Here is a 24291-nt window from a genome sequence, read left to right as displayed (position 1 = left end):
ATTTCTTTTATTTTTCAAGTGGATTTTTTCTTGCCTTATAGATCCGGCCATTAAATAGTTTGAACTTTTGGTGATTTTGCATGCCATAGTTGCATGGAAAAAATAGACGCCAGAACCCTCAAAGACGAAGCACTGCATGAACGCCGCAGGCAAGTTATCCGGCTACATAAGCGTGGTGGCACCCCCGCGCAAATAGCTCAAGTTTCGGAGTTGAGCTACCCCGCTGTAAGGAAGATCATTCGACTCTATGAAACAGGCGGCACGGCTGGAATAAAACCCGGAAAGCGAGGCCGTCGTGCAGGTGAGAACCGCAGCCTGTCCGAAGAACAAGAGCGGCTATTGCAACAGTTCATTTGCGAGAAACGCCCTGAGCAGATGAAAATGGATTTTGCGTTGTGGAATCGTGCCGCGGTAAGTCAGTTAATCAAGCAGGAGTACCATATTTCCATGCCGATCCGGACGGTAGGGCATTATCTCAAACGTTGGGGATTTACACCCCAAAAGCCAATCAAGAAAGCGTACGAACAGCGACCGGAGGCGGTAAAGCAATGGCTCGACGAGCAGTATCCGGAGATTGCCAGGCGCGCCCGTACCGAGGGCGGAGAAATTCACTGGGGTGATGAGACGGCACTGGTTAATACCGATGTACGCGGGCGTGGTTTTGCGCCTAAGGGAAAAACGCCGGTGGCCTATGCACCCGGTACGCGGCAGCGGCTATCGATGATTGCCACTGTAACCAACAAAGGCTGTGCACGTTGGCAGATTATCGACGGAAATTTCGACTCGGATCGGCTCATTGAATTCCTTGAACTACTGATCAAGGATGCGGGGAGAAAAGTGTTCTTGATTCTGGATAATTTGAGAGTGCACCACAGCAAACCCGTGAAGGCTTGGCTGGAAAAAAACAAGGAAAAAATCGAATGCTTCTATTTGCCCAGCTACAGTCCGGAATTGAATCCGGAAGAGCGGTTGAATTCAGACTTGAAGCAGGCTATCGGATCGAAAGTGCAGGTGCGTACCAAGGAGAAATTGCGTGCCGCTGCCAACGATCACATGACAATGCTGGAGAGCAACCCTAGACGCGTCGCTTCTTACTTTCAAGACCCACGCGTAAAATATGCCGCTTGAAACTATTTAATGGCCGGGTCAATAATAGATGGATTTAAACAACTGTTATCTTAAATATTGTTAAGCTTCATAAAGTCATTTTCGTTCATTTTTGCTGCTTGTACGTCCCGTGCTCAAAGCCGATGTCTGGCTTGAAGTAATCACTGGCGCTTAACCAAGGATTGAAGTTTCTCCTATCTAAGGACGGATGCAACAAAGCCAGGCGATTCATTGTCCAGCTCTAGTCGCCATGCCCGTATGAGGAGTACATAGTACAGAGGTGCTAACAAATTAAAATAAGCAAATTTCTTATTCTCATGGGGACGCAACCCACACTTTCCAATACTTCGCACGGGTGCTCAAGATGATGTTCAAATTCCGCCAGCCTTCTCATTACGCTCATACCTCGATATGAGAATGGATCGTTATCGCAAGGCTCGTTTAAATTTGACGCAGTTAAGACTAGCAGCAATGACTCTGTCATAGTCATTGCTTGCATCAATAGTCGGTGTATCCTTTTTCTCCCGGTGTATAAAAGGTATTGGAGTCTGGTGATGCCAATGGGGTGTCATTGCGTAATTTTTCCACCAGATCGGGATTGGAGATGAATGGGCGGCCGAATGCGACGAGGTCGCCACGTTGCAAATTGAGATCGATGTTCGCGCGAGTCAAATCATAGCCGCCTGACAAAATGTATTTTCCTTTGAACGTGGCACGTATCTTTGCCTTCAACGCTGGGCTAACTTCCGGTGCGCCCATCGAGCTGTGATCGACAATGTGGATATAAACCAAGCCGATGCTGTTTAATTCGGCGATCAAGCGCTCGTACAACGCGTCCATCTCAGCATCGGGAGTCATTCCGTTGAATACACCATAAGGTGAGATGCGCATACCGATGTGATCTGCACCGATAGCCACGGCGACAGCTTTGGCAACTTCTACGGCGAAGCGAATGCGATTTTCAATACTGCCGCCCCAGCGGTCAGTGCGCTGATTGGAAGCGGAGTTAAGAAATTGATCGATTAAGTAGCCATTCGCCCCATGCAACTCTACTCCATCGAATCCAGCTTCGATCGCCCGCTTGGAGGCAGCTGCATACTCGGCGATAGCCTGAGCAATATCGGCTTCGTTCATTGCAATGGGAACAGGATGCGGTTGCAATCCATTGCTGTCCGTCCACATTTCACCTGGCGTGGCAATGGCGGATGGCGCGAGCACCCTGGCATCGGCAGGCATATTCGCGGGATGACTAACCCGCCCAGTATGCATCAGTTGCATAAATATCTTGCCACCCGCCTGATGTACACCGTCCGTCACTCGCCGCCAGCCTTGTACTTGTGCATCGTTAAATATGCCGGGAATCCGCGCATAGCCGAGTCCGTTCGGCGATGGCGATGTGCCTTCAGTAATGATGAGTCCTGCTCCCGCACGCAGTCGGTAATATTTTTCCATCAGTTCGTTCGGCACATTGCCGATGGCGCGTGAACGCGTCAGGGGTGCCATGACAATGCGGTTCTTCAGTTGCAGTTTGCCTAGCGTGGTGGGGGTGAACAGGGTAGTGGTCATATAATTTTTCCTTCTGTTGAATGAATCGTAAAAAAACTTGAAGCCTATGCAAAGCGCCCGTTGCGGAAATCGTCCATTGCCTGATGAATCTCTTCCTGCGTATTCATCACGAACGGCCCGTACTGCACGATGGGTTCGTTGAGCGGCCGGCCAGCGATCAGAATCAGACGCGCATCGTCTGTCGCTGTGAGCGTCACGCCATCGGCTTGCGGTGTGTTGCTCAAAATACCCATGCGATGCGATTCCACCGGCGTGTCACCCACCTTCACCGTGCCGCGATAGACGTAAATGAACGCGTTATGCGTGGCGGGCAATGCCGTCGAGAATGAAGCGCCCGCAGGCAAGTGAATGTCCAAATACATGGGTTCGGTCTCTTCGCGTGTAACGACACCTGCCACACCGTTACTCATTCCGGCAATGACACGCACGGTAACGTTCTCTGCCGTTATGTATTCTGGAATCTCCTGGCTTCCAATGTCGCGATACCACGGCTCGCCCATCTTGGCCTTCGCGGGCAGGTTGAGCCACAGCTGAAAACCTTCCATCACACCGTCTTTTTGCTCGGGAATTTCAGAATGAATAATGCCGCGCCCAGCGGTCATCCACTGAACGCCACCCTGTTCCAGCAGCCCCTCGTGTCCTGCATTGTCACGATGCCGCATCCGTCCGGACAGCATATAGGTTACTGTCTCGAAACCCCGATGCGGGTGATCCGGGAAACCCGCGATGTAGTCGTCCGGGTTATCGCTGCCGAATGCATCCAGCATCAAAAATGGATCAAGGCGGTGCTGCAGTTTGCCCGTCAGTACGCGAGTGAGCTTCACGCCGGCGCCGTCCGAGGTGGCAACTCCTTCGATGATGCGCTCGACGCCACGCGATTGATGCAGCGTTGTTTGATTGATGGTATTCATATTCATTTCTCCATTAAATTAATGTGACTACATCTTAGACGGCTCGAAAAGATAGATAAAGCCATGAAGATGGGATAAGCTGTTCCACAAATGGAACAAAAGAATATCTCCGCTGACGACTACATTCTGTTCGCTACCATCGTCGAACAAGAAAGTTTGGTGCGTGCAGCCGAACATCTCGCCATGCCCAAAGCCACGGTCTCTCGCCGCTTGACGAATCTTGAAGCAGCACTGGGGCAGCGGCTACTGTTGCGCACGACTCGTCGACTCACACTCACCGACTTTGGTCAGGAATTCCTTGATCATTGCCGACGCGTTGCAGAAGAGGTTGCTATCACACAAGATTTCGTGCGCAGTCAGGATGTGCAGCCGCGCGGACGACTACGCGTTTCCATGCCGGGCGACTATGCCAAGCAACATTTCTCGCGCGCCATCGCCACCTTCATCGAAACCTATCCCGAGATACAACTTGATCTGGATCTGTCTTCACGACGCGTTGATCTGATCGGCGAACGCTTCGATCTTGCCATTCGCATGGGGGTGCTGGAAAGCGACTCCACGCTGGTGGCGCGCAAGATCGACGCGCTTGGTTTCGGCCTGTACGCCAGCCCCATCTATCTCGCGCTTCATTCTGCACCGCAGCATCCTGATGAGTTAGAACGTCATACGGCGGTTCGTTTACTCTCGGCGCGAGGAAGCGCAGTCCCTTGGAAACTCACAAATGGCAAGATTGTTTGGGAAGGGGTTCTCCCCGGACGTCTCACCTTGAATTCACCTGACATGATCAAGCAGCTTTTACTGGATGGTGCGGGCATCGGTGCGTTACCGGATCGTTTCGTAGTAGAAGATGTACATCACCAACGTTTGGTGCGGATATTGCCGAAGTGGCGCCTTCCCGCCGTGCCCGCCTGGGCCGTGATGCCCATGCGCCGCTACCTGCCCGTCAAGACACGCGCCTTTCTTGCACATCTTGAGCAGTTTATGGAGAAAGGGTGATCGAGGAAAATATTGATGCTCGCATTCTGCACGGGGTTGGTCGTGTGATGTGACCCGTTGCCCTTTGCTAACCTTTGCCTCTGGGCGCCTTTCCTGATGCGCCAAAACGCGGCAAAATCTTTCACTTTTCGTGCTAACTAAACCGGAATACAGTCATTTTCGATCGATTATCCCACTGTTTGACAGCCGAGCCAGCTTTCAGTACATTCAATGCTCATGAAAGGTGCTTTATTTTTCCTATACTTGGCTTGAGATGCTGGGTTATACACAATTAAGCGCGCTGTTTAATTAAAAATTAGCGCTTTTCGAAAATGTTGAAATAGAAGTTGTGCTAAGAACTTTGGCAGACTAACCTGTGCAAGTGTTACCAAAATCAAGTGTTTTTGAGACCATGTCTAAAATTTATTGTTATTCACACATTAATATATTGTAATATTCATGTCAGGTACAATCTATATTGTATATTTTAAAAAATTAATTTAATTTAGATGCATAGGAGAAAATCATGAGAAAAGTAAAGAGTATTTTATTCATTTTGTTATCTGTTTTTTTTGTATCTCCAGTGTTTGCAGATATAAAAAGTATGGTTGGGTCGAACACTTTGGTAATGTGTGAAACTGACAATCTCCACAAATCGCCCGGGTCAGATTTTTTAAAAATGTTCCCAAAGCTACTGGTTTTAATGAACGGCTACCGGCAAAAAGGTATTGTTACAGACGCTTATTTTATGCAAAAACTTAGTGAAGGTGTTGTATTTGTTGTAGCCACCACCCCGTCAGGTGATTCACAGGCCTATGCGGAAGAGATTATCTCTAAGTCGGATGAAATTTTCAAAGAAGGAAAGTCAGGACGACGCATTAACTGCACCACCCATAGCATTGGCCCGAAATGGCTACCGCTACCGTAGAGCGGGTGTCCCTCACAACTAACACCACGTTTGCTGATCACCGATAAAGTCGGCTGCTTACTGTTCAGTCCAGATTAGGCCGATCAGTTCTTTCTGGTCGGCGCAAACTGTAATGTTCAAGCAGCAACAGGGTGAGGTCTAAATATTGTTCGGTTAAGAAAAATAAATTAAATAAAATCAACGTCTTGAACAGATAAAATACTCCGTCAAGCGCGCTATCCGAACAGTATGAGACCTGACCGTTCGCAGGGGGCGCATAGAATGGGGGGCGCTCCAAGCGCACCGTTAGAGTTCTGGTAGACAATCGAATTGTCGGTGGCGGATTCTTAATCAGCAGCCCGGCTTTGACCGCCCGCCGTTCCGCGCTGAAACTTTTTCGGCGATGCGGGCAGGCGGATTGAGAAGATCGGATCTTCACGAAAGTCAGCATCAACGGAGGCCTATATGCACGTCCCGAAATTTTCCATCCTTCTCCTTCATGCCCCACTGATTTTTGCGGCCACGCTCGCCCATGCCCAAGCGGACGCGACACGCAGCCCCGGCATGCCTACTTCCGACTGGCGCTCCGACGCTCCGGGCGTGCGGTACCACATCAAGCGATCGGACCTGCCGACGACGGTGACGCCCACCGACCCTGAAGGATCGGTGGCCGGCGTCGTGAAGGTGATCCCGCCGTCGCCGGGCGCGCTGCCGAAGGTACCGGAAGGCTTCGCGGTGGAGGTGTTCGCCAGCGGGTTCAAGCAGCCGCGCACGCTCAGGGTCGCGCCGAATGGCGACATCTTCCTGTCGGAGAGCGGCACCGGACGGGTGCTCGTGTTCCGCGCCAACGCGAGCGCGCCGGCCAAGCCCGAGGTCTTCGCCGAGAATCTGGATCGTCCCTATGGTATCGTCTTCCATCCTGCCGCCGATCCTCTCTATGTGTATGTGGCGGCGGCGAACCAGGTAGTGCGCTACCCCTATCGCAGCGGGAACGTCAAAGCAGCAGGTCCGGCCGAAGTAGTCATCGACAACATTCCAACCAAGCGCCACTGGACGCGCGACCTGGCTCTGTCGCGCGACGGCAAGCGCCTGTTCGTCTCCATCGGCTCGGCCTCCAATTCTGGAATCAGCATGCCCGAGATGAAACTCGAAGAAATCCGGGCGCATGAAAAAGCCCAGAGCCGCGGCGCTCCCTGGGCCGAAGAAGAGAGCCGCGCCATGGTCCGCGTGTTCGACCTGCAGGGGAAGAAACTTCGCAACTACGCTACCGGACTGCGCAACTGCTCGGGGCTGGTGATGCAGCCTGGTACCGACAATCTGTGGTGCGTGGTTAACGAGCGCGACCATCTCGGCCCCTTCCTGGTGCCCGATTTCATGGCGCGCGTGAAGGACGGCGATTTTTTCGGCTGGCCCTGGTACTACCTCGGTGCCAATGAAGATCCCGCATGGAAGGGGAAGCGTCCCGATCTCAAGGCACACGTGCGGGTGCCGGAAGTGTTATTCCAGGCGCATTCAGCCGTGCTCAGCGTCGCGTTCTACGATCACACGGCCTTCCCTGCCGAATACCGCGGCGATGCTTTCGTTGCGATGCACGGCTCGCATAGCCGGCCCGACAGGACTGGATACAAGGTGGTCCGTGTGCGCATGAAAAATGGCAATCCGACCGGCGAGTACGAAGACTTCATGACCGGATTCTTCGTGGACAACGACACTGTCTGGGGCCGGCCGACCGGAGTGGCCGTCACTCGCGATGGCGCGCTGCTGGTGAGCGACGACGCCAACGGCACGATTTTCAGGGTGACTCGCAAATGACTAAGTTAGATCAGTTTGCAATCAGACGAACTTGTCCTCAAGGTAGCGTCCCGGCCGGGTCATCATCAATCCGCCAATGGCCATGGGAACCACCGTACCTGCAAAGTCCCAAAGCGCCATCGTCCAACTGTCCGTGACAGCGTAAAGCCAGCCGCCCAGCAGCGGGTCTAGCGTGCTGGCGAGGTAGCCAATGCCCATTGCAAAGCCGGCGATGGCCGCAGAACCCATCGTGGTACGGGTGCGCAGATTAAACATGGCGATCGCGAGCGGGAACGCGCCGCCGGCCAGGCCGGCAATCAATGTCACGAGCCAGGCCGGACCCACGCCGAAGATCATACCCAGGTAGCCGAGTGACTCAACCGCAGCCAACAGGCCTGCAAGGGCCATCGGATTCTTCGGCTATCCGGATTACTCGGTAGAAAGTGATAAACAATGAGTAGTCTCTTCCAGGTGGAAACGGGTCTCGCACTTCGTACACGTAATCAGTCCGTTATCCACTTCCGCATGGCCGGAAGAAAAAGCTCTGACGGCCGCCAAACCTTCTTGTTTATTGTCAGTATCGCCGTCGCTAGCTAGGCGTGGGCGCAGCTTGCCGCGCCAGACAGCGAGGCAAGCCTGCCCGCAATCGTCGTGACCCCCACCCGCAGCGGCCAGTCCAGCTTCGATCTGCCGGTGGCGATCGACCTCGTTGACCTCGGCTCGGCAGACCGGATCGAAGTCATGCGCGGACCGTTTTCCGCGCTCTACGGCAATTCGTCCGGCGGCGTGATTGCTATCTTTACCGAAGACGGCCGTCCCGGCTTGCGGCTTGATGTTGATGCGGCAGCGGGCAGCAATGGCGCGCGGCGCTTCGGGCTCAAGGCTGCGGGGCAGCAGGGGGATGTCAATTATGTGGCAGGCATTTCCCGTTTTAGCACCGATGGTTATCGCCAGCCCAGCGCCGCCAGCCGCGATACGCAAAACGCCAAATTACGGCTGGCGCTGGACGACGATGCGCTGCTGACCCTGGTAGGCAATGCGGTGCGCATGAGCGGGGTGCAAGACCCGCTCGGCTTGTCGCGCACCCAACTTGCCGTCGATCCGCGCGGGGTCGATCCCGGCGCCATCGCTTTCGATACCCGCAAGTCAGTCGATCAGCGCCAACTTGGCCTGTCTTACGAACGTTTTTTCGGCGCGGACAGCCTCAACTTCACGCTGTATGGCGGGCAGCGCAATACCCAGCAGTTCCAAGCGATTCCGGTTGCGGCGCAAGCCGCTGCCACCAGTGCCGGCGGCTTGATCGATCTGGCGCGCGGCTACTGGGGCGGCGATCTGCGCTGGAACCGGCGCACCACGCTCGCTGGCGGGCCGCTGCAATGGACGGTCGGCATCAGTTACGACAATCTCGGCGAACAGCGACGCGGCTTCCAGAATTTCATCGGCAGCACGCTGGGCGTGCAGGGCGCGTTGCGGCGCGATGAAGACAATCGGGTCTGGAATCTCGATCAGTATGCGCAGTTGCAGTGGCAGCCGAATCTGGATTCGCGCTGGTTGCTGCTGGCCGGCTTGCGCAACAGCATGTCGTATCGAAGGATCATTACATCGTGCCCGGCAATGGCGATGACAGCGGCGCAGTCTCCTACCATACGCTGACGCCAGTGCTTGGCGCTACATTCAGACTGACCCAGGATTGTGCCGTCAGCGCTGACCAGGCCGGACTGAATTTCGGCCTGGCGGCGGCGCGCAGCGACAACTTCGAACTTGGCATCAAGGCCAAATTGGATGAACGCATGCAGGCCAGCGTCGCCGCCTTTCACATCGCCACCGCAAACGAGCTGGCGGTGCTGGCCAATGCCGGCGGGCGGACGGTTTACCAGAATGCCGGTGCTACCCGCCGCGACGGCATCGAAGCCAGCGTCAAGGGCGACTGGAAAAATGGCATCGGTATGGTCCTGGCTTATTCATGGCTGCGTGCAGTTTATGCCCAGCCGTTTTGCAGCGGCGCTTGTACCCCGGCGACCATGGTGGCCGCCGGCAATCGCCTGCCCGGCGTGCCGAATCAAACCCTGTATGGCGAACTGTCGTGGCGTCATGCGGCCAGCGGTTTCAGCGCCGCATTGGAAGGGCGCTACAGCGGCAGGATGTTGGTCGACGATCTCAACAGCGACGCTGCCTCCGGCTATGTCCTTACCAGTTTGCGCGCCGGCTTCGAACGCAGTGTTGGTGGCTGGACTTTGAAGAGCTATGCCCGCATCAATAACCTGGCCGATCGTTGCTATGCCGGCTCGGTGATCGTCAACGAAAGCAACCGGCGCTTTTTCGAGCCAGCGCCGGGGCGCAGCTGGCCGGCATCGGCATTAGCCATGCCTGATAAGGGCGCGTGCGCAATCGAATAGAATGGCAAGAGACCATTCTGTCGGGAATGTGCTTCATGGTAATTGTCCTTCCATGGCTCCCTTCGTGTCGATGCTACACGCTACACGCTTGCAGACGTCGCGTCACTCGCCAATATCGCCTTGTCGGCTCCGACGTTCGAGCGTAGAGTCATTCCTACAGTCCCGTGATACGGGGCGCCACCACAGGAGTCAACCTCATGCTTGGAGTCCAGTCCTGCGACATCCTCGTTCTCGGCAGCGGAGAGTCCGGCAAGTATCTTGCGTGGACGATGGCCAAGGCGGGCCATCGCACCGTCGTCATCGAACGCGCGCTGGTGGGCGGTTCCTGTCCGAACAGCGCCTGTCTGCCCAGCAAGAACGTCATCTACAGCGGCCACGTGGCGGCGCTCGCTCGCTGCGGCGCGGAATTCGGGATCTCCAGTGGTCCGGTGCGCGTGGACATGGCCGCGGTCCGCGAGCGCAAACGCAAGATGGTTCAAGACCTCATCAAGGTGCATCGCAGGAACTATGCGGCCAGCGGCGCCGAGCTGGTGATGGGCGAGGGCCGCTTCGTGGCGCCGCGGACCATCGAGGTACAGCTGCGCGATGACGGCACGCAGGTTTATTCGGGCGAACGGGTCTTTCTGAACCTCGGCACGCATGCCGCAATTCCAAGTATCCCGGGACTTGCCAAGTCGGGGCCGCTGACGCACGTGGAGGCGCTGGAGCTCGGTATCGTTCCCGAACACCTGATTGTGCTGGGCGGCGGATACATCGGCCTGGAAATGGCGCAGCCCCTGCGCCGTTTCGGCAGCCGCGTGACGGTGATCGAGCAGGGCCCGCAGATCGCGGGCCACGAGGACCCCGACGTGGCGCAGGCGGTCATGGAGCGCTTCAACGCCGAAGGCATCGCCATCGTCGTCGGGGCCCAGTCTGAGCGGGTGGAAGGACATAGCGGCGAGCAAGTGCAGTTCCACCTGCGAGGCGCTGCCGGTGCGCAGCGCATAGACGGCAGCCATATCCTCATATTTGCCGGCCGCACGCCGAATACCAGGGACATCGGGCTGGAGCAAGCCGGCATCGCCCTGGACACGCGTGGCTACGTGCAGGTCAATGAACGGCTGGAGACGACGGCGCAGGGCGTCTGGGCCATGGGCGACTGCGCCGGCAGCCCGCAATTCACCCACGTCGCCTTCGACGACTTCCGCATCGTGCGCGACAATCTCGTGGGCGCGTGGTGCCGTACTGCATGTTCACCGATTCCGAACTCGGACGCATCGAGCTCAACGAAACGCAGGCGCAGCGAGCCGGGGTTGATTACCGGGTGGCGAAGATTCCCATGGCCGCTGTATTGCGCACGCGCACGCTGTCCGAGCCGCACGGCTTCCTCAAGGCGCTGGTCGCCGCCGACAGCGACCAGTTGCTCGGCTTCACGGCTATGGGGACGGGGGCCGATGAGCTCCTGGCCGTCGTCCAGACTGTGATGCTGGCGGGTCTGCCCTACACCGCCTTGCGCGACAGCTTGCTGACCCATCCGACCATGGCCGAGGGACTCAACGTGCTGTTCACCAATGCGCCGGTGGCACCGCTCAGCCGGCAGGAGAAGCGCACGTGATCCCGGCTTCGGGCACTGAACCTTGAGCGAAGGTCTAAAGCTCGCCTGTTTCGGCGCGATGACCCCATGAAGGCAGGGCTCTTGCGCCTATGCGCTGCGACGGGAGTTGCGCTGCTCTGTGCGTGCAGCAAGTTGCCCACGCTCGAGGGTCGCAGCATTTCCGTGGCCGTTCCGGAGTCGGACGAAACCAGTCTGGGTGTCGCTGTGCAGCCGCTGCGGCACGCTCATCCAGGCCTGTCCGGGATCGTGGCACTGCCGGACGGACACGATGCGTTTGCGGCTCGAGCGACGCTCGCGGATGCCGCTCAACGCAGTCTGGATGTGCAGTACTACATTTGGCGCAACGACTTGTCCGGCTCGCTGTTGTTCGACGCGCTGCGGCGTGCGGCCGAGCGTGGCGTCCGCGTGCGCCTCCTGCTGGACGACCACAACACCCGGGACCTGGACGACGTGCTGCGCTCACTCGATGCCCACCCCAACATCGAAGTCCGGCTCTTCAATCCGTTCCGCCACCGGAAGTGGCGCGTGCTGGACTACGTGACCGACTTCTCCCGCGTGAATCGTCGCATGCACAACAAGTCGTTTACCGCAGACAACCAGGTGACGGTGATCGGGGGGCGCAACGTCGGCGATGAGTATTTCGACGCGACTGCCGGTGTACTTTTCGTGGACCTCGACGTGCTGGCAATCGGCTCGGTGGTGACGCAGGTGTCGTCCGACTTCGACAAATACTGGGCCAGCGACTCCGCGTATCCGCTGGACCGCCTGCTCCCGCCCAGAAGTAGGGATGCCGATTCAGCGCCATCGGTGCCGCCTGAAGGCAGTTCCGATGCCGTCCGTGCCTACCGCCAGGCCATCGCTCAATCCGCCTTCGTGCGCGACCTGCAGGCGCGGCGCCTGCCATTCGAATGGGCGCGCACCGAGTTCGTGAGCGACGACCCCGCCAAGGCGCTGGGCCGCGCCGCATCGTCAGATTACTTGTGGGCGCGCTTGCGTCGCGTCGTGCCCCCGGCGGCCACTGAGCTGCAATTGGTCTCTCCCTACTTTGTGCCTACCGAGTCGGGCGCAGCTTTCTTTTCCGACATGGCTCGCCGCGGCGTCCGGGTCAGTATCCTGACCAATTCCCTGGAGGCGACGGATGTTCCGGCGGTACACTCCGGCTATGTGCGCTGGCGTGAGCCCCTGCTTGCCGCTGGCGTTTGCCTGTTCGAACTCAAACGGGAATCTGCCGCACCACCGACGCGTCACCGTCTGTTCGGCGGCAGCTCATCCTCCAGCTTGCACGCCAAGACCTTCGTGGTGGATCGTAGTCTGTTGTTCGTCGGCTCGTTCAATTTCGATCCACGCTCCGCGCGACTGAACACCGAACTCGGATTTGTCATCCACAGCCCGACGCTTGCGGCGACCGCCGCCAACATATTCGCCGGGCGTGTGCAGACGCGGGCCTACAGCGTCCAGCTCACTGACGGCAGACTGGGCTGGATCGAACAGCGTTCTGAAGGCCAACTGCTCCACAAGCAAGAGCCACATGCCGGCTTCTGGCGGCGCCTCGGTGTCAGTGTGCTGTCGGTGTTGCCGATCGAGTGGCTGCTGTGAGCGCTGGGCGTACTGCGAGCAGCTTGCTCGGCGACGTGCGCAGCCCCGTGCTGGAACGCGCCTTCGACTACTGGAAAAGTGTCGACGCCGACGTCGGGCGACGTATCGAAGAGAAGGTGCGCGCCGGTGCGGCCGCCAAACCAAGCTGAAGGCATGGGCGAAAACTGAAGTGCCTTCTCAATCGTCCCCGCTTCGAGGTGTATTATGAATCGCTTCAGTCCGTGCACGTGTTCCAGCGGGTGCTCGGCGAAGGCGGCTTCGCGGCGGCGTTTGATCGGGATTAAGTGCAACGGATTGCTGTCTCAATGACCTTCGGATTTCCTGTGATGCAGATGGGTATTCTGGAGCATCGTGATCGCTGATTCCGGAATACCCAGTCGTTGATCTTACTGAAAGAGCTGCTATGTATACAGTGTAGTGGTCAAGTAATTTCAGACACCGCAATCGGTTGTTTTGCTACAAACTGTTTTTCATAAGCCAATGGTGCGATATTACCTAAAGCTGAATGCCTTCTTATGCAGTTGTAAAAGCCCACGATATAGTCGGTCACATCTTTAATCCCTTCCATCTGATTCGCATACTTGCGCTGCCACACCCGTTCCATCTTCAAGTTCAAGAAGAAGCGTTCCATCACCGCATTATCCCAACAATTCCCTTTGCGACTCATACTGCAAGTAATGCCGTGTTGATTGAGTAACGCTTGATATTCATGGCTTGCGTACTGGCTGCCCCTGTCTGAGTGCTGTAGTGGTCTAATTTACACGGACACCTCGATAGGTGGAAAATCCACCATCAGAGGAGTACTAAATGACAAAGCAACGAAAAAAATTCGACACCAGTTTCAAACTGGAAGTTGTGCGCATGATCCAGGAACAGGGACTGAGTGCTCAGCATGTCAGCCAAAGCATGGGAATCGGCCAGACTGCGATCCGTCGTTGGGTGACGCAATATAAAGCCGAGCAAAGTGGACAGCGTGGCATCGGCAATCCACTCACTGCTGAACAACAGCGTGTCCGCCAACTGGAGCAAGAAAACCGTCGACTTCGTATGGATGTTGATATTTTAAAAAAAGCGTCAGCCTTCTTTGCCCGGGAACTGAAATGAGCTACCAGCTTGTTTGCCTGTTGCAACAGAAGGCGATCCCTGTTCAGCAGAGTTGCCGCGTCTTGGAAGTGAGTCGTTCCGGTTTTTATGAGGCCAGGAGCCGTCTCGCCAAACCAATGATTTGCAAAACAAGCACTCATCTGCGAGCTGCTTTCATGACCAGTCATCAATGCTATGGCAGCCGTCGTCTGGTCACCGCATTGGAAGCGCAAGGTATTCAAGTTGGTCGTTATCGGGTGCGCCGCCTGATGCGTCAGGCAGGCTTGAAGCCAGTATGGAAGCGTAAATTCAGCCACACAACTGACAGCAAACACAATCTGCCAATTGCTGCCAATATTCTGGATCGGCAATTCAATCCAGCCGCACCCAATATTGCTTGGGTGGGCGATATCACCTATATCCGCACCGGGTCAGGCTGGCTCTATTTGGCGATAGTGCTGGATTTATTCTCGCGCAAGGTGGTTGGATGGGCGATGGCGCCGAGCATGCCTGCTGAATTGGTCTGCACCGCACTGCACATGGCAATACAGCAGCGTCAACCAGAGCCGCGGTTGATCGTCCACTCCGACCGTGGCAGTCAATATGCCTGCGGCTAGTATCAGGCTTTGCTAGTGAAGCATGGCTTCGTCTGCAGCATGAGCCGTAAGGGCAACTGTTGGGACAATGCAGTGGCAGAACGCTTTTTTCTGAACCTCAAAATGGAGCGCGTTTGGCAGCGCGAATATGCCAATCAAACGGAAGCTAAAACAGATATCACCGCATACATCGTGGGATTCTATAACTGTAATCGCATACACTCAGTATTGGGCAATCTGTCGCCCTCCGTCTTTGAGCGGAACAGGGCAGCAAAAAAACCTATCGTTGTGTCCGAAATTACTTGACCACTACAGTACTGGAGGGCAATCAAAGCCCTGATCGCAATGCGCAGTTCGAGCATATCAACGCCTCGGTAGCTGTGGCCTTGCAAGCCAATCAGCCCGTGATTTCAGTGGACACGAAAAAGAAGGAGCGGGTAGGTGCCTATAAAAATGCGGGGCAAGAGTGGCTGCCCAGCGGTGAGCCAGTAAAGGTCAAGGTCCACGACTTCATCGACAAGGAGCTCGGGCGTACCAATCCGTATGGGGTTTACGACATTGGCGCGGATGAGGCCTGGGTGAGTGTGGGCACTGACCATGACACATCTGCATTTGCCGTGCAAACCATCCGGCGATGGTGGTTCAGCATGGGCAAGGAGCGCTACCCGCAGGCGAGGCAATTGGTCATTACTTCCGATGGTGGCGGCAGCAATGGGCATCGTGTGCGACTATGGAAGCTCGAATTGAGTCGCCTCGCACAAGAAACCGGACTTGACATTGAAATCCATCACTTCCCACGGGGCACCGGCAAGTGGAACAAGATCGAACACCGCCTGTTCTCGTTCATCACCATGAACTGGCGTGGGCGTCCGCTGATCAGTCATGAGGTCATCGTCAACCTTATCGCCAACACCAAAACCCGCAGCGGCTTGGCAGTGCGAGCGGAACTCGACACCGCTGAGTACCCCAAGGGTTTGGTAATCTCTGATGCCGAACTGGACACCGTCAAAATCGAACGCAACGAATTCCACGGCGATTGGAACTATCGCATTCGATCAAGTTGATTTGCATAGGTTATTTGGTAACAAACCCTTAACAAATAACGTGACACATTTGGCTAGGGCTGTTATTCTTGCCGGCATGGAAGCAGACTCGTCGATTGCACAGCGTTAGGTCAGTGCCGGCAAGGAGTGAGCGTCTATATCCCGTTCCCATTCATTACTAACAAGGAGTGAGCGACCATGTCCAGTTCCCATTACGTCGTCGTCGGTGCTGGAACCGCTGGCCCTGTCATCGCCTCGCGGCTAAGCGAGGACCCCGCTGTTAATGTTGTGCTTCTGGAGGCTGGCAAAGAGAACGTCTATGAGGCCAGTCGCACGCAGGGCGCATTCTTTAAGCTGTTTGGCAGCGAGGCCGATTGGCAATACGAAACAACGGCGCAGGCGGGTATCGGAGGGCGCGCGATCACGCACCCTCGAGGCAAGGCAGTCGGTGGCTCGTGCCTCCTCAACATCGGTGCCTGGTTGCGGGGGGTCCCCGGTGACTACGACCGCTGGGCCCACGAGGGTGCTGCCGGCTGGGACGGAGCTGAAGCGCTCCGCACGTACGTGCGGATTGAGGACACCGATCGCGGTCCTTCCGAGTGGCGCGGTTCGGGTGGCCCGATCACGCTATCGGACCTACCAGCGCCGACCGCCCTTGCGGACGATCTGCTGTTCGCGTTCACCGAGGCCGGGTACGGACCGCGGGGAGACGTCGACGGTGCCACACCGTACGTCGCTGACCGCTATCAGAGCATCTTCAAGGCGCGCACCCGCCGCACCCCCGCCGACGCCTACCTTACGGACGAGGTGCGCGCCCGCCCGAACCTGCGCATCATCACCGAGGCCACCGTCACGAAGGTGCTCTTCGATGGCACCCGAGCCTCTGGAGTCGCATACGAGAAGGGCGGGACCGAACACGTCCTCAATGCCGAGCGCGAAGTGATCCTCTCCGCGGGTACCATCAACACCCCGCAACTGCTCATGCTGTCGGGCGTCGGTCCAGCCGCGCATCTGCGCGAGCACGGCATCGAGGTCATTGCGGATGTACCAGGCGTCGGGGAGAACCTGCATGACCATCCGACCGCCCCGGTCGTGGTGACCGCCCCGCGCGGCGTCGGCGGCTCCTATCTAGCAGACCCGACTTCCGATGAGGCCCTCGCGCAATGGAGATCTGACCGCTCCGGCCCAGCCGCCTTCTTCTCGCAAAATGGCGTCGGGTTCGTTTCCCGAACGGGAGGCTCCCTGGTTCCCGATTACGAGCTCCTCTTCGACTACAACCCGGCGATCGCGTCGAACAGCCCGGTCGGCGGCCCGACTGCTGAGGCTGGTGAGGTCGAGCAGCGCAACGGCTACAAGATATGGGCCGTGCTGTTGCACCCGAAGAGCCGCGGCACGCTGCGCTTGGCCTCAGCAGACTCCCACGAGAAGCCCATCATCGATCCCGGCTATCTGAGTGATCCCGATGACCGCGCGCAGCTCGTCGAGGCGATGCGCCATGCACAGAAGCTGACGCAGACACCGTCCCTGGCTCGGTACACCGAAACGGTCTATCCTGCCGTTGATGCGGATGATTCGGTGTTTCATGAGGCCATCTTGAGCAGCATGTACACGACATACCATCTCGCTGGCACGGCACGGATGGGCGATCTCTCGGATCCACTCACCGTGGTCGACCCCCAGCTTCGCGTTCGCGGCGTTACCGGCCTCCGGGTTGCGGACGCATCGGTTATCCCCACCCTGATCAGCGGCCACACCATCGCCCCGAGCGTGATGATCGGCGAACGAGCGGCGCAACTGATCCGCAACGCTGACTGAAAAACGGTCAGACATACCCCGAGCCGGGCACCGGCAATGAAAGTTCATGTTCTGGTGCTCGGCTTCCTCGTAGAGCGCGGTGTCACCGACATCGCCAGACGGCACTCACCGGCGAGATTCACGCGAAGGGTTTCACTCGCTTTTTAGGCTGAGGCGGCACCCCGCATCCAGGAAAGCCAGTTGGCCGATCTGGTGGTGCCGGATCGCGACCACTTCGCGTGCCCGGAATCCGATATTGCAGACACCACATCGCTCTTGACGATGGAGGGGGCAAGGTGGTCTACGCCGCTGGGGAATTCGCATCCGAGGACGAAGGTGTGCCGCCATACGACCTGACTGAAGTAGTCATGTTATTTGTGAACGGGACCTAAGCAGGAAGCGACCAGCATGAAAATTCGCATGACCATCGAAGGTGCGGTAGTGACCGCAACGCTTTTCGACAATCAAACGTCGAGAGATTTTATTTCGCTACTTCCACTAACTCTAACGCTAACGGATTATGCGGCGACCGAAAAAGTGAGTGATCTGCCGCGGAAGTTATCTACCAAAGGCGCACCGGCAGGAAGCGACCCATCGATCGGAGACATCACCTATTACGCTCCCTGGGGAAATCTGGCCGTGTTCTATAAGGATTTCAGTTATTCGAACGGCCTCATCAAGTTTGGAAAAATCGATTCCGGCGGCGCAATCTTGAACCGACCTGGCCCGTTGAGAGCGACGATCGAAGTAATGGAGAAGTAACGAACCAATTAACTGGACATAGCACTGAAGTGGGGAGGATAGGAATATGGTTTATCCGATGATAGGGAACGATATTACGTCGAGTTCCCCTCAATGTCGTTCTATTTGTACTTCGTCAGTGACAAGGTGCTCGAGTTTATTGTCGAGCACAGTCCCGATCTCCCTAAGGGTTCATCCCACTCGGTGGACATTACCATTGAATATTTGCGCGATGAACTCTACCTGGTTTCATGGCAGGAAAAAAGCGGCAACACGATCGTCCGTCTGGAAGACTTCAAGGAACACAAGGTACATGCGTTTCTGACTTTGAAGGATCTGACGTTCATCAAGCAAACTGCCGCGTTGGTTGAGCTCAGCTCACCACCTGATCAAGTGTAAAGTTCGTGAAACAAGATGAGTATCCATGCTGAAAAAGAAATTGGTGACGCTGGTGAGCGCGCTATCGGTAGTTTTTTCAGTGGATCCATTTGCGCCCAACAAGTTGTGAGGAAAGAGGAAAAAAACATGGCCGGTAAAGTGCAAGTCATTGGCGGGCAATTCGACTTCGTGTTTGGCAAAAAACGCCATCTACCGTCTGAGCTTCGTCGACGCTCAACACCTTGATGTCACGGTGATGGCCGACCCTTCCTACCCCAAGGGAACACTGAATCATTTTGAGATCAGCATGACTGAAATCCGTCCCAACGTGTATATGGTGACCTGGATAGAGCCCGCTACCGGGAACACGGTGACGCACGTGGAAGACTTTGAAAAAAATATTGCCTACACCAACATCACCGATTTGGCATCGAAAGGTTTCTGGCGACTAAAGGGCGAGATCAAACCGGTATCTGGTGACTGAACCAAAATGGGTACATTGCCTAGGTAAAAAGCACAATTGAGCGATTTTAAAATTGAAAATTCGGGTGACAGCGGCTCTGCCACAACGCTCCATATCGGAGAGGAGCAGACCGTTGTCACCAGTCGAAGCGGAATTGAATCGGCACCACCGATAATCCTCCCAATGGGTTCGGTAAAAACCGCCAGGCACTTCAAGCACAATCCACCGACCGAGGCCGAGATGGAAAATGCGATCATGCTGGTGGAGGACCAGCTGTTCCGAATTCGTCACTCGATCGTGAACGGGTCAACACTTTCCACGACAGATGTGTCCGTTCGTACCATCGCCAGGATTGCCGGCGTCCCCGATCAGCCGAACGTGACACTCTCGCGCGATTTGGTGGAGCAGACCTTTAACCGGCTTGTGTCAATCGTGCAGGGGCGGCCGGCGTCCCAAGGTTCAATCCCGACCACTGCGGAATTCTCGGCGACTTTGCTTATACTGCGAGAATTCATGCACCATCTGAATTTTGCGTCAATTGACGTGAGGTCGTAGGACGCGGGCTATCGATCTGCAACCGATTAACTTCATTCGCCAACTGCCGCCGACGTTGCCAGAACGGCTGATCAGACCAGCGTGGCTGAATGCCATAGTAGAAGTCTCGTTGCGACAAGTACTCTTGCCAGAGTTGGCGTTGTTGCTCATCGTATTGATGGACGTATTCATTGCGGCTGTCCAATCCCGCCGCGCCCTGCGGACAGTCTGTCAACGCGTAATGGATCATGTGACCGGCGTGGCTGGCCGTCCTGAGCGCCTTATCGATGCCTTGCGACGACAGCGGATCATATGCTTGCGCCGCATCGCCCACCGCCATCCAAGCGTCACCGCAGAAGTCCTGTAGTCGCTGGCTGTTGGCCGGTGCGCCTCGGATTGTCCCGCAAGGGTGATAGCCCCTCGCTTTGAGCAATGGCGTGATATGCGTCGAGTCGTCCAGTAGCTGATCGAAACCTTGCCGACACGCAGCCATTCTCGCCGCCGGCAGGTCCTTGTCGGAGTGAAAAACCACCAATCGCTTGGTTTCATTGCCTTCAGTGCCTGGCAAGCGGTTGCTATACCACCAGCCGTGTGGCGCGGCCTCAATCCGGGTGTAGCGGTCATCATCGTCGCCGACGCAGGAAAACCATTGTGCATAGGCGAACAACCGGTCGTCATTGTGGACGGTTGGGACACCAAGCGTTCTGGCCACGACCGCCCGCCGACCGGAACAGTCGACCAGATAACGGGCGCGATACTGCTGCGTCTGCGTTTCCGAGGTGAGCCTCAGTTGCCAATTGAAAGTACTGTCAGCGATCCGTGCGCAGGATTGGAAACGAACACCCTTGAGCAAGGTTGCACCGGCGGCAACCGCATTCGAGCGCAGGGCCTCATCGAAAGCCAATCGTTCGACACACAGGCCGAACCCGGTCGACGTGAAGAAGAAGTCTGCGACATCGGCCTGCTCGGTCGCCCATAGCGAAACGTTGCCAGCCGTTCTGAAAAGACCCGGAAGTTGCTGTTCCGGGCCTTCAGGGTCTCCCAGGAAGTGTTTGACCAGATCGATAGAGGTCGGCGGCAGTGATTCACCCAGCTTGAATCTCGTGGATACTCGCTCCTCCACCAAAAGCACACGCTGGCCAAACCTAGCCAGCGTGATCGCGGTTGCGGCTCCCGCCGGTCCGGCGCCGACGATAACAACGTCCCATGTTGTATGGGCCGGGTCGGGTCGGGTCGATGGCACGAATTATTTGCCTTTGGCGGGTGGCCGGTTCAATGCCGGATTACGCTCTTGTTCGACGAACACGATCTGACCGTTGTCTTTCAAGAAACTGCCATCCTCGGTCTTGATCGGGAGCACCATCCCCAGTTTCGACCAAGCATAGGCCATTTGCTCGTAACCATCGGTGGATGATAGCGGTTCGCCGTTAGTATCGTATCCACGGAACCACTCTCTATAGGTTCTGGTCTGGTTCTTTTCATCGTACTCGAAAACGATATCTGGCCGTTGTGTCGGCCACCAGGCTATGTCGCACGACCAGAAGTCACCCTGCCACGGGCTCGACATATAAGCCGCAAGCGAGCCGGGCTCGATGTCTTTGTTCACGCGAAACGCCTCGGCGAATTTCTCCCGATAGATGATCAAGTACGGGAATTCGATACCCGGGTGAAAGCCACCACCGATGGTCGGTTCGAGCGCCGAGCTGTCGAGGGCATGCGGCTGCATGGTCAACGGCAATTTCTCCAAGGATACGGGTTTTTGTGGAACACCGACCTCAAAGTTTCCGTCTGCCCATTCCTTCAGATGATTCAACTGCAAGTCGGTCAAGCTCATAAATTGGTCCGGGAGTTGAATGCCCAGTTGCTGATTCTGTGCCGGCTTGCCTCCCGAGCCCCACAGCTTGGGCATCTTGCGGTCTTCTTCGGGGCGGTTGAACTCTTCGCTCTTCCAGCTGGTTGGCCTCAGCGGGGGGGCGGGCAGCAACGAATCGACCAGCTTTCCGGACTTTCCGGGCGCTCGCCGCATCAGACCATAGGTCCCCTGTCTCGCCGGCCTGCTTTTTTCTGTTGGATCGGTGTACATCGCCATGCGCTGGGGGCTGAGCAAGTTGGCCGACTGCTTCGGACCATGAGCGGTGCCCTTGGTTCTGGTGACGCCCGCGGCTAAGGTGACGCCCGCGGCCTCGGCGCTCACCCAACCGTAGTTCACTGTGTTGGCGAATAGCGGATAGACATCGCGGTAGAAATTCGTCTTCCGCTTGGCGTAGGGGTACGCCTCAGGAAAAGCCTCGTAGACGCGATCCAGAATGGACACCATGTGGTACATGTGGGGTGCAAACTTAGGTGGTGCGGTGACGATCCATGCCCCTGCACGCGGGTTTCTCGTGCCTTCGTCCGTGACCGATTTCACGTTGTCGCGTGTGCTCAAGACAGTGCCGTCCTTGAGCGTGACCGTGACGTCGATTTCACCTTCACAGGTATCGTCCCACCAGCCTGGAACGTTGAAATAGGCAAATTGGTTCGTCAGTGGGTTTGTACCCCCCTCCGGGCCATTCGGGGGGCTATTTGTAACACTCGGGTTCGACAACGCCACCTTCGGTGTTGTAACGCTTTCGCCCTTGCCGGGCGCGGGGACGAACAGCAGACGATCCTTGGAATCGAGGCGAAGCTGCCCCAGCTCGATATCCTTGGCGGCTTTATACGTGACCTCAACTTCTTTCGAAGTGTCCTTCGGCGTGAAACCCACGAAACGCATTGCGCCCGGCAACAAACCTTTTTCAACGCCAGTGAAAACATCACCCTTCATGACGACCGGTCTGGCCTGCCCGGAGGCGATCGTATGCACACCAGGATCGATGATCAACTTATCACGTTCGATTGGCTTCTTACCGGGCTGGATGGACGGGTTTCGCAACTTGTCCGGGTCAAACAGATACGCACCCTGAAACGCATAATTCGCCGCTTTCATGTTCCTGACATGAACCCGCCAGCGCACGGATTGGATCAAGCCAGAATCCGACGTGAGTTCCGCGATGACCTTGTCGTTGGCATCGTAGGCATACACCCGATACCGCTGCGCCTGGCGTTTCAATCGCGCCCCGCTGTCGCGGTAGGTTCCACCGTTCGGCCCCGGCCCATTGCTGCCGCCCGGATCCACCACGACTCCCGGCGCTTCGGGACCGATGTAAAACTCGTCACTATCCCCCAAGCGGGCAATGCCAATACCGGGGTGGATGCGAATGCTCTTGATCTTCTCGGACACGGTTTATCTCCTACACAAGTTGTCTTTATGAATTCGACGCCCAAAAGGACACCTCAGCCATCGAAATGTTCTCACACTATAGAAATTTACAATCTGACGGAAGTCCAATGCGAAGCGCGGGTTAGTTACTCTTAGTTACTCAGCGAGGACTTAACGATCTTCCAATCCAGCAAGTCTGCCGAGGTGACCTCGTACTGATTGCCAAAATGTTCGATACCGGCGCGGGTCAGTCCTCCCGATTGGGTATGAGCCCGTACCGAGAAGCCACCGCCGAAGCTCGCCTTAATCGATTTCTCGATGCGCGCATCGACATCTGAGGCCGGTGCGTTGTTCGCGTTCTCGTCTTTCGAGGCGCTGGCGATGCCCGGCAGCAACAGAACGCAGGCCGCTGCGCACACCTTGACGAAATCTCTACGTTTGATGTCCATGTTCCATCTCTCCTTCTCTCCTTGTTCCAGCGCCCTTTGGTTCCAGCGCCCCTTCGTACAGATTTTTACACAGAAGCCAGCAGGATTGCAAGGGGCATCGGATTCTTCAACTTGTTGGCGATAAGCGGCGTGATGAAGGCGCAAGTTAAAAACTTTATTCTATATAAACCGTACGATTAACTGCAGTTTCTGCTTCATTACTCCCCATACCCCAATATCTGATTGCTGCGCTAATCCGGTATTAAAACGGAACTCCTTCGAGGCGTCCCATGGCGCCGCTGGCGAAATCGCGTTTGGCTTGCACGAGGCGCTCGGGGATATCCATAACAAATGGGCCGCTAAACAGAATGGCGCCTTCGATCGGGGCACCCCCCAACAACGCAACGTCGGTACGTTGATCTGGCACGGCCTGCAATGTGATCTCCGAGCCTGAGGTCAGCACTGCAAGCGCGCCAGGACCCACTTGAGCGCCAGTATCTCCTTCCAGACGCCCGTCGAGCACGTACAGACCGAGTTCGAATGTCGCATTGACTGGCAGAGTAACGCTCGCGCCAGGGTCTAAATTGATGTGAACGAAGAGGGTTGGGCTGGTAGTTTTCATCGGACCTGCGACGCCTTCCAGGCTGCCCGCGATGACCCGAATCAGCACACCGACGTGTTGAATTTCAGGAATGTCGGCAGCGCGAAATGACGCATACGCCGGTTCAGCAAGTTTGTCCGCCGGCGGCAGGCTGGTCCAGAGTTGCAGGCCATGGCGCCCACCGGCCGGTTGTTCCGCGTGCAACATGCCACGCCCGGCGCGAATCCATTGTGCGTCTCCAGGTCCGAGCCGGTCTTTGAAGCCCAGACTATCGCGATGCTCCACGCTCCCTTCCAACAGGTAGCTGATGACCTCGATGCCGGCATGCGGATGCGGTGAGTCGCCGATGCCGCGCCGACTCCGGTGTCGGTAATGATCGATGAATACGAATGGCCCAAGCGAGCTGCGGTTGTGCAGGGGTAACGCCCGCCACAACAGCATATCGCCATCATCGATGACCCGCTCTGCGGGAAAAATAGTGTCAATCGCGCGTTGCATGATAATCATCCTTCAGTTTATCGGAACGCATCTCTTTGTGCCAAACGA

At 56.5% G+C, this 24291-nt stretch carries 22 protein-coding genes and 5 pseudogenes; 18 read left to right on the top strand and 9 right to left on the bottom strand.

All coding sequences use genetic code 11. The features are described from left to right. Positions 1-93: 93 nt before the first annotated feature. Positions 94-1128 (top strand): IS630 family transposase, encoded by a 1035-nt coding sequence (locus tag MKZ32_RS10020; protein WP_239796382.1) that lies wholly within the window; start codon positions 94-96, stop codon positions 1126-1128. A 477-nt stretch (positions 1129-1605) separates the two neighbouring features. On the opposite strand, the gene MKZ32_RS10015 is transcribed toward MKZ32_RS10020, so the two are convergent. Together MKZ32_RS10015 and MKZ32_RS10010 are read right to left on the bottom strand one after the other, a co-directional pair. Continuing rightward, complete coding sequence (locus tag MKZ32_RS10015) at positions 1606-2673, bottom strand: alkene reductase (protein WP_239797132.1); 1068 nt, start codon at positions 2671-2673, stop codon at positions 1606-1608. A gap of 44 nt (positions 2674-2717) precedes the next feature. Then, entirely contained in the window at positions 2718-3584 is an 867-nt protein-coding gene (locus MKZ32_RS10010) for a pirin family protein (RefSeq protein WP_239798132.1), read from the bottom strand. A 90-nt stretch (positions 3585-3674) separates the two neighbouring features. Here MKZ32_RS10010 and MKZ32_RS10005 point away from each other — a divergent pair, with 90 nt between their 5' ends. Then, the gene (locus MKZ32_RS10005) at positions 3675-4580 is read left to right on the top strand and encodes a LysR family transcriptional regulator (protein WP_239797131.1); all 906 of its coding nucleotides are present in this window, start codon (positions 3675-3677) and stop codon (positions 4578-4580) included. A gap of 505 nt (positions 4581-5085) precedes the next feature. Further along, entirely contained in the window at positions 5086-5487 is a 402-nt protein-coding gene (locus tag MKZ32_RS10000; protein WP_239797130.1) for a hypothetical protein, read from the top strand. 64 nt (positions 5488-5551) lie between these two features. Here MKZ32_RS10000 and MKZ32_RS09995 read toward each other — a convergent pair whose 3' ends face one another. Beyond that, complete coding sequence (locus MKZ32_RS09995) at positions 5552-5917, bottom strand: hypothetical protein (RefSeq protein WP_239797129.1); 366 nt, start codon at positions 5915-5917, stop codon at positions 5552-5554. Positions 5918-5931: 14 nt separating this feature from the next. Between MKZ32_RS09995 and MKZ32_RS09990 the strand changes: the two genes are divergently transcribed. Then, positions 5932-7278 carry a PQQ-dependent sugar dehydrogenase gene (locus tag MKZ32_RS09990; protein WP_239797128.1) on the top strand — a complete coding sequence of 449 codons (1347 nt, stop codon included), beginning with the start codon at positions 5932-5934 and terminating at the stop codon, positions 7276-7278. Positions 7279-7299: 21 nt separating this feature from the next. Here the strand turns inward: MKZ32_RS09990 and MKZ32_RS09985 are convergent, their stop codons facing one another. Continuing rightward, positions 7300-7665 (bottom strand): MFS transporter, encoded by a 366-nt coding sequence (locus MKZ32_RS09985; protein ID WP_239797127.1) that lies wholly within the window; start codon positions 7663-7665, stop codon positions 7300-7302. 45 nt (positions 7666-7710) lie between these two features. Between MKZ32_RS09985 and MKZ32_RS09980 the strand changes: the two genes are divergently transcribed. The 7 genes and pseudogenes from MKZ32_RS09980 (at position 7711) to MKZ32_RS15495 (ending at position 12992) form a co-directional block, all read left to right on the top strand. Then, positions 7711-7854: a hypothetical protein gene (locus MKZ32_RS09980; RefSeq protein ID WP_239797126.1), complete on the top strand. Its 144-nt coding sequence runs from the start codon at positions 7711-7713 to the stop codon at positions 7852-7854. 54 nt (positions 7855-7908) lie between these two features. After that, positions 7909-8910, top strand: a complete 1002-nt coding sequence (locus MKZ32_RS09975) for a porin family protein (RefSeq protein ID WP_239797125.1) — start codon at positions 7909-7911, stop codon at positions 8908-8910. After that, positions 8805-9653, top strand: a complete 849-nt coding sequence (locus MKZ32_RS09970; protein ID WP_338140775.1) for a TonB-dependent receptor domain-containing protein — start codon at positions 8805-8807, stop codon at positions 9651-9653. Before MKZ32_RS09975 ends, MKZ32_RS09970 begins: the two co-directional genes overlap by 106 nt. Before the next feature lie 197 nt (positions 9654-9850). Then, a pseudogene (locus tag MKZ32_RS09965) lies at positions 9851-10819 on the top strand (FAD-dependent oxidoreductase); the annotation flags it as partial. Positions 10820-10881: 62 nt separating this feature from the next. After that, on the top strand, positions 10882-11247 hold the full coding sequence (locus MKZ32_RS09960) for a hypothetical protein (RefSeq protein ID WP_239797123.1): 366 nt from the start codon (positions 10882-10884) through the stop codon (positions 11245-11247). A gap of 162 nt (positions 11248-11409) precedes the next feature. After that, the gene (locus MKZ32_RS09955; RefSeq protein ID WP_239797122.1) at positions 11410-12843 is read left to right on the top strand and encodes a phospholipase D family protein; all 1434 of its coding nucleotides are present in this window, start codon (positions 11410-11412) and stop codon (positions 12841-12843) included. A gap of 23 nt (positions 12844-12866) precedes the next feature. Further along, on the top strand, positions 12867-12992 hold the full coding sequence (locus MKZ32_RS15495; protein WP_275584289.1) for a hypothetical protein: 126 nt from the start codon (positions 12867-12869) through the stop codon (positions 12990-12992). 272 nt (positions 12993-13264) lie between these two features. Here the strand turns inward: MKZ32_RS15495 and MKZ32_RS09950 are convergent. After that, positions 13265-13591, bottom strand: a pseudogene (locus tag MKZ32_RS09950) (transposase); the annotation flags it as partial. A 59-nt stretch (positions 13592-13650) separates the two neighbouring features. Between MKZ32_RS09950 and MKZ32_RS09945 the strand changes: the two are divergent. The 7 genes and pseudogenes from MKZ32_RS09945 to MKZ32_RS09915 all read left to right on the top strand — a co-directional run bounded on the left by MKZ32_RS09945 (position 13651) and on the right by MKZ32_RS09915 (position 19496). Beyond that, positions 13651-14828: pseudogene (locus MKZ32_RS09945) on the top strand (IS3 family transposase). Between the two features lie 11 nt (positions 14829-14839). Then, positions 14840-15586: pseudogene (locus MKZ32_RS09940) on the top strand (ISAzo13 family transposase); the annotation flags it as partial. Positions 15587-15763: 177 nt separating this feature from the next. Then, positions 15764-17380, top strand: coding sequence for a GMC family oxidoreductase (locus tag MKZ32_RS09935; protein WP_239797121.1), 1617 nt, complete (start codon positions 15764-15766; stop codon positions 17378-17380). A 387-nt stretch (positions 17381-17767) separates the two neighbouring features. Then, positions 17768-18121: a cyclophilin-like fold protein gene (locus tag MKZ32_RS09930; RefSeq protein ID WP_239797120.1), complete on the top strand. Its 354-nt coding sequence runs from the start codon at positions 17768-17770 to the stop codon at positions 18119-18121. An 81-nt stretch (positions 18122-18202) separates the two neighbouring features. After that, a pseudogene (locus MKZ32_RS09925) lies at positions 18203-18499 on the top strand (MoaF-related domain-containing protein); the annotation flags it as partial. A gap of 148 nt (positions 18500-18647) precedes the next feature. After that, the gene (locus MKZ32_RS09920; protein WP_275584288.1) at positions 18648-18962 is read left to right on the top strand and encodes a MoaF-related domain-containing protein; all 315 of its coding nucleotides are present in this window, start codon (positions 18648-18650) and stop codon (positions 18960-18962) included. 36 nt (positions 18963-18998) lie between these two features. Further along, complete coding sequence (locus tag MKZ32_RS09915) at positions 18999-19496, top strand: hypothetical protein (RefSeq protein ID WP_239797117.1); 498 nt, start codon at positions 18999-19001, stop codon at positions 19494-19496. On the opposite strand, the gene MKZ32_RS09910 is transcribed toward MKZ32_RS09915, so the two are convergent. From MKZ32_RS09910 to MKZ32_RS09895, 4 genes are all read right to left on the bottom strand, one after another. Beyond that, positions 19453-20718 (bottom strand): NAD(P)/FAD-dependent oxidoreductase, encoded by a 1266-nt coding sequence (locus MKZ32_RS09910; protein WP_338140769.1) that lies wholly within the window; start codon positions 20716-20718, stop codon positions 19453-19455. The genes MKZ32_RS09915 and MKZ32_RS09910 overlap by 44 nt on opposite strands. Positions 20719-20721: 3 nt before the next feature. After that, positions 20722-22737: a LodA/GoxA family CTQ-dependent oxidase gene (locus tag MKZ32_RS09905; protein ID WP_239797116.1), complete on the bottom strand. Its 2016-nt coding sequence runs from the start codon at positions 22735-22737 to the stop codon at positions 20722-20724. Between the two features lie 131 nt (positions 22738-22868). Beyond that, complete coding sequence (locus MKZ32_RS09900) at positions 22869-23165, bottom strand: twin-arginine translocation signal domain-containing protein (protein WP_239797115.1); 297 nt, start codon at positions 23163-23165, stop codon at positions 22869-22871. Between the two features lie 241 nt (positions 23166-23406). After that, on the bottom strand, positions 23407-24243 hold the full coding sequence (locus MKZ32_RS09895) for a pirin family protein (protein ID WP_239797114.1): 837 nt from the start codon (positions 24241-24243) through the stop codon (positions 23407-23409). Positions 24244-24291: the final 48 nt, after the last annotated feature.

Origin of the sequence: Candidatus Nitrotoga arctica (assembly GCF_918378365.1) — a bacterium.
Taxonomy (GTDB): Bacteria; Pseudomonadota; Gammaproteobacteria; order Burkholderiales; family Gallionellaceae; genus Nitrotoga; species Nitrotoga arctica.
The sequence above is the reverse complement of the archived record's forward strand: the minus strand, read 5'-3'. Positions and strand labels throughout refer to the sequence as shown.